General features: G+C 68.8%; 6 protein-coding genes. 2 read left to right on the forward strand and 4 right to left on the reverse strand.

The window, feature by feature from the left end:
- The 3 genes from ABDW35_RS32505 to rfbC all read right to left on the reverse strand — a co-directional run.
- Positions 1-403 (reverse strand): sugar nucleotide-binding protein (locus ABDW35_RS32505; protein WP_343717991.1); only part of this gene is annotated, 403 nt, incomplete at its 3' end.
- Positions 400-1,434, reverse strand: coding sequence for a dTDP-glucose 4,6-dehydratase (gene rfbB, locus ABDW35_RS32510; RefSeq protein ID WP_343717992.1), 1,035 nt, complete (start codon positions 1,432-1,434; stop codon positions 400-402). The genes ABDW35_RS32505 and rfbB, both read right to left, overlap by 4 nt.
- Positions 1,431-1,997 (reverse strand): dTDP-4-dehydrorhamnose 3,5-epimerase, encoded by a 567-nt coding sequence (rfbC, locus tag ABDW35_RS32515; protein ID WP_343717995.1) that lies wholly within the window; start codon positions 1,995-1,997, stop codon positions 1,431-1,433. Before rfbC ends, rfbB begins: the two co-directional genes overlap by 4 nt.
- A gap of 275 nt (positions 1,998-2,272) precedes the next feature.
- Here rfbC and ABDW35_RS32520 point away from each other — a divergent pair, with 275 nt between their 5' ends.
- Both ABDW35_RS32520 and ABDW35_RS32525 read left to right on the forward strand, forming a co-directional pair.
- Positions 2,273-3,343, forward strand: coding sequence for a glycosyltransferase family 1 protein (locus tag ABDW35_RS32520; RefSeq protein WP_343717993.1), 1,071 nt, complete (start codon positions 2,273-2,275; stop codon positions 3,341-3,343).
- A 114-nt stretch (positions 3,344-3,457) separates the two neighbouring features.
- Entirely contained in the window at positions 3,458-4,087 is a 630-nt protein-coding gene (locus ABDW35_RS32525) for a TylF/MycF/NovP-related O-methyltransferase (protein WP_343717996.1), read from the forward strand.
- 56 nt (positions 4,088-4,143) lie between these two features.
- On the opposite strand, the gene ABDW35_RS32530 is transcribed toward ABDW35_RS32525, so the two are convergent.
- Positions 4,144-4,717, reverse strand: a 574-nt coding sequence (locus tag ABDW35_RS32530) for a hypothetical protein (protein WP_343717994.1), incomplete at its 5' end; no start/stop codon positions are given.

A 4,717-nucleotide genomic window follows, 5' to 3' on the forward strand; every position in this document is an offset into this window, starting at 1 on the left:
GGACAGCCGCCTCCCCCGCCGCCTTGCTCTCGCCGTAGACGGAGAGCGGCGCGATCGGGTCGTCCTCGCGCCACGGCCGGTCGCCGTCGCCGCGGAAGACGTAGTCGGTCGAGATGTGCAGCAGCGCTGCCCCGGCCACGGCGCAGGCCCGGGCGATCACGCCCGGCGCGGTCGCGTTCACGGCGAAGGCCTGGTCGCGCTCGGCCTCGGCCTTGTCGACCGCCGTGTAGGCGGCGCAGTTGGCGACGAAGTCCACCCCGCGCACGGCCTCGGCCACCGCGGCGGCGTCGGTGATGTCGACCTCCGACCGGGCGAAGGCCCGCACGGCGAGCCCCTGCGCCCGCGCCAGTTCAACCAGCTCACGCCCGACCTGGCCGCCGGCGCCGAAGATCGCCAGAGTCATGCCGCGGTCCCGAGGCCGATGCGGCTGCGCTCGCCCGCCCGGGCGCACCAGGCGCGGTTGGCGATGTACCAGGCCACCGTCTCGCGCAGCCCCTGCTCCAGGCTGTGCTGCGGCCGCCAGCCCAGCTCGGCCTCGGCCTTGCTCGGATCGATGGCATAGCGGGCGTCGTGGCCCGGGCGGTCGGTGACGTGGGTGATCAGGCTTTCATAGGGCTGCGCCGCCGGCTGCAGCTCGTCCAGGATACGGCAGATCTGGCGCACCAGGTCGATGTTGGTCCGCTCCGACCGGCTGCCGATCAGGTAGGTCTCGCCCGGCCGCCCCTTGGCCATGATCGCCCGCAGGCCTGCGGCATGGTCGTCGACATGGATCCAGTCGCGGACATTCTCGCCCTTGCCGTAGATCGGCAGTTTCTTGCCCTCGAGCGCGTTGAGGGTGACAACCGGGATCAGCTTCTCCGGATACTGGTAAGGCCCGTAATTGTTCGAGCAGTTCGACACCATCACCGGCAGGCCGTAGGTGCGGTGCCAAGCCCGGGCCAGGTGGTCGGAGCCCGCCTTGCTGGAGGAGTAGGGCGAGTTCGGCTGGTACGGGCTGGTCTCGGCGAACAGGCCGGTCGCGTCCAGCTCGCCATAGACCTCGTCGGTCGAGACATGCAGGAAGCGGAAGGAATTGCCCGCGGGCAGGCCGCGCCAGTATTTCACCGCCGCATCCAGCAGGCTGGCGGTGCCCATGACATTGGTGCGGACGAAGGCCAGCGGGTCATCGATCGACCGGTCGACATGGCTTTCGGCAGCGAGGTGGTAGACCCGCTCCGGCCGGTGCTCGGCGAACAGCGCCCGCATCGCGTCGACGTCGCAGATGTCGGCCTGGGCGAAGCGGTGCCGGCCAGTGGCGTCGAGGCCGGCGAGATTGTCCAGGTTGCCGGCATAGGTCAGCTTGTCGATGGTGACGACGGTCTCGCCGTCGGCCACGAGCTGGCGGACGAGGGCCGAACCGATGAAGCCGGCGCCGCCGGTGACGAAGATGGTCATGCTGCACCGTATTCGAAATGGGCGGGCGCGTCGGCCAGGCGTGGCCAGTTGCGGTCGCGGTCGTTGACCGTCATCTCCGCCGGCGGGATCGGCCAGTCGATGCCCAGCGCCGGGTCGTCCCAGCGGAGGCCGCCCTCCGCCTGCGGCGCGTAGCCGGCGGTGACCTTGTAGACCACCTCGGTGTCGGGCTCGAGCGTGACATAGCCATGGGCGAAGCCGGCCGGAACCCACAGCCGGGCCGGCTCGGCCGCGGTCAGGGTCACGCCCACCGACCGGCCGAAGGTCGGCGACCCGCGACGGATGTCGACGGCGACGTCGAAGATCGCGCCGCGGATCACGCCGATCAGCTTGCCCTGGGCGTGCGGCGCGGTCTGGTAGTGCAGGCCGCGCATCGTGCCGGCGGCGGCGCTGCTGGCCTGGTTGTCCTGGACGAAGTTCATCGGCAGCCCGGCCTCGGTGAATTTCTGCAGGTTCCAGGTCTCGAAGAACCGGCCCCGCTCGTCCCCGAACACGCGCAGCTTGACCAGCTTCACGTCCGGCAGTCCGGTCTCAACCACTTGCACCAAGGTTGCGCCTCACATCCGATCGACCAAAAGGCTGGGCGCATGCCGGCCCGGACAGCATTCCCCGGCTGGTCGCTGCGTGTCCTTGAAATCACCGCGGGGCCAGCGCGGTCGTTCTTCTGCCATCATTAGATGACAAATCCAAGGCGAACGAGCGGAGAGTTTTGTTGCGGCGCCTGTTTCGATTTCCCGCGGCCGCTCGACGGCCGGCATCGTTGTCTTTGGGGTTTCGGCTGCGCTACCAGGGGCCATCTTTCGGAAGGGCGGATTGCATCGTGAAGCAGAACGGGTCGGCGGTTTCCCATCAGGACGGCTCGGGCGCCGGGATCCTGGTCAACACCCGCATCCTGCACGCCAAGGTCTCGGGCGCGCAGCGCTATCTGAACGAGATCCTGTCCCGCCTGGGCCCGCATGAGGCGATCGCGCCAGCCTCGGTCGCGACCGGCATGCGCGGCCACCTTTGGGAGCAGGGGCGCTTGGCCGTGCACCGCCCCCGCTCGGTGCTGTGGAGCCCGGCGAACACCGGCCCGGTGCTGCGCCGGCGGCAGGTGGTGACGATCCACGACATGTCGCCGGTCGACCATCCGGAATGGTTCACCCCGCGCTTCGCCGCCTGGTACAAGATGATCGTGCTGCGGGTGGCGCGGCGGGCAGCGCGCGTGATGACGGTGTCGCACTTCTCGGCTGGTCGCATCGCCGCGCTGTCGGGCCGGCCGCTCGACAGCATCGACGTCGCCCATCTCGGGGCCGATCCCCGCTTCTACGGCGCCTCCCCGGAGGCGGCGAGGGCCCGCTACGATCTGGTCGACCGTCCCTACGTCCTGATCATCGGCACGCTGGAGCCGCGCAAGAACCTGCGCCGGGCGATCGAGGCCTGGCGGATCGCACAGCCGAAGCTGGGCCCGGACGTCGTCCTCGCCATCGGCGGCGGCCTGAGCAACCAGCGCATCTTCAAGGAGGCGGCGCTGGGCCAGGACGTGCCGAATGTCCGGCTACTCGGCTATGTCGACGACGACCTGCTGCCCGGCCTCTATGCCGGCGCCTCGGCCTTCCTCTACCCCTCGGTCTATGAGGGTTTCGGGTTGCCGCCGCTGGAGGCGCTGGCCGCCGGCGCCCCGGTGGTGACCAGCCGCGACACGGCGATGGCCGAAATCGTCGGGCCGGCGGCGATCCTGATCGACCCGCACGACCCGAAGGCGATCGCCGAAGGGGTCATCCAGGCCGTCACGGACACCGCCGCGACGCGGGCCCTCCGCGACGCCGGCTGGGCGCGGGCCCGAGGCTTCACCTGGGACAGCTGCACCGAGGGCCTGCGTCGTGCGCTACGGGCGGCGGCCGAGGAGTAGCATCGTCCGATCACCCGACAGTACCGAGCATCCGCGGCTTGTTCAAAGATTTCAGGATTGATATCATTTGACTTTCAAAAAGGGGGCTTGGCAATGAAACAAAAAATTAAAGAAATGGCCCGATCGTCTCTCGTGCCACTGCTGTATCGGTATCCACCGACATGCCTGGCCCCGGAGCGACTGTATCTATATCTCCATTATCTGGTCGAATGCAAAGACGTCCCAGGGGACATTGTGGAAATCGGCTGCAACCTCGGAGGAACGGCGGCCGTTGCCCGCAACATGACCCGGCGGCTGGGGATCAATAAGCGGTATCTTTGCTACGACACCTTCGACGGCTTCATAGAACAGCAGTTCACAAACGATGTGGGACTGGGAACGCCGACCCGCAACCGGCACATGTTCTCGGGCAATTCGCAGAAGCTGGTCGCGAAGATCCTGCGGCGCCACAAGGCTGACGATGTCGCCTTGATCCAGGGCGATATCACCACCATCCCGGACAGCAAGCTTCCGGAATCCTGCTCGGTCGTGCTGCTCGATATCGACCTGGCGGAACCGACTTACCACGCGCTGAAGCGGTTCTGGCCCCGGCTGGCTCCGGGTGGCGTCATCCTGGTGGATGACTGCCCGGAATCGACCGACTGGAAGGCCCGGATCGGCTACAGCCGGTTCTGCCAGGAAGCCGGCCTGGCCGAGCAATATCGCCACGGCATGGGCGTGCTGGTCGGCGCCGCATCACACTGATGCTTCTCCGGCCTGGCGCCTCGCCGAGGTGGGCCGCCAGGCCGGAGCCGCCCCCGTCAGGGCACGGAGACGGAGGCGCTGCGGTGCGAATCGTCGCCGGCGAAGACGAGCTGGTAGGGCCCGCCTTCGGCACCGCCTTTCGGCTCGATCCTGAAGGCGCCGGATGAATCGGTCCTGGCCTCGCCCACCGCGCCCCATTGCGGCGCCAGGGCCAGCGCCTTGCGGCCGACCTCCTTGCCCTGGTCGTTGAGGAAGAGAACCTGCACCGACACGGCGTTGCCGGTCGGACCCACGACCTCATAGGGCACGCTCAGCTTGAACGGGGCGCCCGGCGAGACCGGCATGGCGCTGCCGTTGCTGGCCAGCTTCTGGCCCTGCGCGACCCGGATGCGCACGGCGTCGCCGCCGCCTTCCGAGCGCAGCGACATCGCCCCCTGCGGGCTGTTGCCGCGCAGGCTGCGCAGATCCATCACCGCCGCCGGCCCCCCGGCCTCGAAACGCGGCGGACGGACCAGGACATCGGCATCGCCGCTGCAGCCGCCGCATTCGGTGTTGGCGCGCCAGGCGATCATCATCTTGGCGGCGTTCCGCGGGACCGTGCCCTCCACGCTCTGCTCGAACTGCCCGCCC

It is taken from the genome of Inquilinus sp. (assembly GCF_039594555.1).
GTDB lineage: Bacteria > Pseudomonadota > Alphaproteobacteria > DSM-16000 > Inquilinaceae > Inquilinus.